The sequence below is a fragment of the Bifidobacterium panos genome (genome assembly GCF_012932445.1).
Taxonomy (GTDB): domain Bacteria; phylum Actinomycetota; class Actinomycetes; order Actinomycetales; family Bifidobacteriaceae; genus Bifidobacterium; species Bifidobacterium panos.
This window is the reverse complement of record NZ_JAAIIJ010000036.1, coordinates 1-3,553: the sequence shown is the minus strand read 5'-3', so window position 1 is coordinate 3,553 and position 3,553 is coordinate 1. Positions and strand designations below refer to the sequence as shown.

The following is a 3,553-nucleotide window of genomic DNA, read 5'->3' as shown; positions in this document are numbered from 1 at the left end:
TGCAGCAGTCCGACAACCAGACGGTGCAGTCCGCGCAGGCCGATCCCGTCGAGGAGACGCAATCGGAGGACAAGGCATCCGAGGAGGTGCCGGTGCAGGATGGCGAGGTCATGGCCACGACGGGACAGTCCGACGCCATCAACCGGCTGGTGTTCAACGCCGGCGTGGACAGCCCCGAGAAGGCCCGCGTCGTGTTCAGGGCGCTGGCCGGGCGCGACATCGATTCCGCGCGCTACCTGTCGCAGATCGACGCGGAGAACCTGTTGAGCGCCCCCGACCTGGTGGCGTCACGCACCAAGGAAGCGCTCAGGGAATACGCCAAGACCAGCTCGGATGCGTCTTCCGGCAACCGGGACAACGAAAACCAGAACAACGAAAAGGAGCAGGCGGAATGAGCACGCCTCAGATTTTGATTGTCGGCAATCTGGCCGACGAGCCGGTGTTGCGCACCACGCAGTCCGGCAAGGCGGTCGCGCAGTTCACCGTGATCGCCACGAACCGCCGCCAGGACGGGCAGGGCAATTGGGTGGACGGCGACAAGAGCGGTAAGAAGTGCGTGGTCTGGAACCAGCTCGCGCAGCATGTGGCAGCGTCCCTGCACAAGGGCATGCAGGTCATCGTCGTCGGCAATGAGCGTGATACCCAGTGGCAGGCGCAGGACGGGACGCCGCGTTACGGCACCGAGGTGAACGTGCGGCATATCGGCCCGTCGTTGCAGTACGCGACCGCGCAGGTGACGAAGGCGCAGAGCGGCCCGCAAACCCCGCAGGGTGCGGTGGCGTCGAACCCATGGGGCCAGCCGCAGGGCGATGACGGTGCCGACCCGTGGAGCAACGGCGGCGAGACGGAACCGGCGTTCTGAAAGGGGTTGGCAGTGGATTACGGGGAGTTTTTGGAAAGGAAGATGTCGCGCGAGCCGGAGACTGGCATCACCGTTAGCCCGCGCGACATCCACACGAGCCTGTTCGACTGGCAGAAGCGCATCGTCCAGTGGGCCTGCCGGGTGGGGCGTGCGGCCATTTGGGCCGACACCGGGCTTGGCAAGACCCGAATGCAGTTGGAGTGGCTGCGCCTCGTGTGCGCCGGACAGGGCACGGGTCTCATTCTAGCGCCGCTGGCGGTCTGCCAGCAGACCATCAGGGAAGCCGCACAGCTTGATATGGGCGTGCGGTACGTGCGCGACGGGTCGGAGGTCGCGGGCGGCGGGTTCTGGATCACGAATTACGAGCGCGTGCCCAAGCTCGACACGGGCGTGTTCGATGCGGTGGTGTTGGACGAGGCGTCGATCCTGAAGCAGTCGGACGGCAAGACCCGCAGGATGCTGATCGAGGCGTTCGCGTCCACGCGGTTCCGGCTTGCCTGCACGGCGACGCCTGCGCCGAACGACCCGGAGGAGTTGTGCAATCAGGCCGAGTTCTTGGGCCATTCGACCAGGGTGAGGATGCTGGCCGCGTATTTCGTGCACGACACGGACGGCTGGCGGTTGAAGGGCCATGCGGTCAGGCCGATGATGCGGTGGATGTCGCAGTGGGCGATGGCGTTGCGCAAACCGAGCGACATTGGCGGCGACGACACGGGATACGAGCTGCCCGGCTTGAACCAGACCGTGGACACGGTGGCGTATCGCGGCAGCATCCCAGACGGCCAGTTGTTCGCCGCCGACCTCGGCGGCGTGGGCGGGCGTGCAAGGGTGCGCAAGGAAACCCTCGCTGACCGTGTGAACCGTTGCGTCGAGCTGGTCAACCGTGAGCCGGAAGAGCAGTGGGTCATCTGGGCGGGGCTGAACGACGAGGCCGACATGCTCAACCGGCTCATTCCCGGCAGCGTGAACGTCAAGGGCGCGATGTCGCCGGAGGAAAAGGCGCAAGCGTTCCTCGACTTCGCGGACGGCACGATCCGCGTGCTGATCACCAAGGGGTCGATGGCGTCGTTCGGGTTGAACTGGCAGAACTGCGCGCGCATGGTGTTCTGCGGGTTGAACGACTCGTGGGAATCCTACTACCAGTCGATCCGCCGCTGCTACCGGTTCGGCCAGCAGCGCGTCGTGGACGTGCATGTGGTCGTCTCCGATTTGGAGCGCGAGATCGCGGAGAACATCACCCGCAAGGAACGCCAGGCCACCGGCCTGAGCGACGAGCTGGTGAAAACCATGAACGAGACCAATGATTACGGGAAGGTCGCATGATGACGAAGAATGACATGTATGTCACCGACGAGGCCAAGGGCGACGGCTGGACGCTGTGGTTGGGCGACTCGTGCGAACGCATGGGCGAGATGGACGCGGACAGCGTGGATTTGAGCGTGAGTTCGCCGCCGTTCGCCAGCCTGTACGTGTACTCCGACTCCATCAGGGACTTGGGCAACAACGACAGCCGCGAATCGTTCATCGAAAACTACGGTTTCGTGATCCGCGAGCTGTTGCGGGTCACGAAACCGGGGCGCATCGCGTGCGTCCACGTCCAGCAACTGACCACGACCAAAGCCTCCGACGGGGTGGTCGGGCTGACCGACTTCAGGGGCGACGTCATCAGGGCGTATGTGGCTGCCGGCTGGGTCTTCCACGGCGAGGTCACGGTCAACAAGAACCCGCAGGCTCAGGCCATCCGCACCAAGGCGCAGTCCCTGATGTTCGTCACGAAGAACAGGGACAGCAGCATGAGCCGCCCCGCATTGGCGGACTACCTGCTCATGTTCCGCAAGCCCGGCGAGAATGCTGTGCCGATCAAGAACGATGTGAGTAACGAGGAATGGATCAAATGGGCCGAGCCGGTGTGGTGGGACATCCGCGAGACCGACACCCTCAACGAACGACTGGGCAGGGAGGACGGCGACGAACGGCACATCTGCCCATTGCAACTGGGCTTCATCGAACGGTGCGTGCGCTTGTGGAGCAACAAGGGCGAACTGGTGTTCGACCCGTTCGGCGGCATCGGCTCGACCGTATACACCGCGCTCAAACTCGGACGGCGCGGCATGAGCATCGAACTGAAACCCTCCTACTGGAAGGCCTCGGTGCAACTGGTGCGCGAGCTTGAATCCAAACTGTCCGCGCCCACCCTGTTCGGCGAGGAGGACGCATGACGCGCGAACGGATCGAACCGCCCGACGTGGAGCCGGTCTGCGAACGGCACGGGTGCCGGCTGTTTCCCGCGCGTCCCATCCCGTGCCCCGAATGCGAACAGGAGGCCGACGATGACACCGATTGAGATTCGCTTCGACATCCCGCGCAACGAGTGGTGGACGCAGAACCGGCGAGGCTCTTGGCAGGTGAAATACGCGCACACGCGGGCGGTCAAACAACGCGCCCGATTGCAGGCGTTGGCGTTCAAACACGCACGCCCGGATTCCGTGCCGTCACGGTTCCCGGTGCATGTCACCGCCACCGTCCATCCGCTTACTTCTGGCAGGTTCGACCCGGAGAACGCAGCCCCGATGGTCAAGGCCATCCTGGACGCGCTCACCGACGCCGGATGGTGGCCGGACGATGACGGCAAGCATCTTATCGGCCCCGACTACCGGGCCGGCGAACGCAGCCAGCATAAGGGCTGGTATG

5 protein-coding genes are annotated in these 3,553 nt (G+C 64.5%); all 5 read left to right on the top strand.

Annotated features, from left to right (window positions below; translation table 11 throughout):
• Positions 1–395: hypothetical protein (locus G1C94_RS07575; protein WP_172147234.1), on the top strand; the 395-nt coding region annotated here is incomplete at its 5' end.
• The gene (ssb, locus tag G1C94_RS07570; protein WP_172147233.1) at positions 392–862 is read left to right on the top strand and encodes a single-stranded DNA-binding protein; all 471 of its coding nucleotides are present in this window, start codon (positions 392–394) and stop codon (positions 860–862) included. The genes G1C94_RS07575 and ssb, both read left to right, overlap by 4 nt.
• 42 nt (positions 863–904) lie before the next feature.
• A complete protein-coding gene (locus G1C94_RS07565) occupies positions 905–2,185 on the top strand; it encodes a DEAD/DEAH box helicase (protein ID WP_172147232.1) in 1,281 nt (426 codons plus the stop codon).
• A complete protein-coding gene (locus tag G1C94_RS07560; protein WP_253902378.1) occupies positions 2,182–3,081 on the top strand; it encodes a DNA-methyltransferase in 900 nt (299 codons plus the stop codon). The genes G1C94_RS07565 and G1C94_RS07560 overlap by 4 nt, the downstream gene beginning before the upstream one ends.
• 111 nt (positions 3,082–3,192) lie before the next feature.
• Positions 3,193–3,553: RusA family crossover junction endodeoxyribonuclease (locus G1C94_RS07555; RefSeq protein ID WP_172147231.1), on the top strand; the 361-nt coding region annotated here is incomplete at its 3' end.

Bases quoted from the DNA above. Each gene is read 5' to 3' on its own strand.
- ssb (WP_172147233.1), top strand. From the start codon at position 392: ATGAGCACGCCTCAGATTTTGATTGTCGGCAATCTGGCCGACGAGCCG.
- G1C94_RS07565 (WP_172147232.1), top strand. From the start codon at position 905: ATGTCGCGCGAGCCGGAGACTGGCATCACCGTTAGCCCGCGCGACATC.
- G1C94_RS07560 (WP_253902378.1), top strand. From the start codon at position 2,182: ATGATGACGAAGAATGACATGTATGTCACCGACGAGGCCAAGGGCGAC.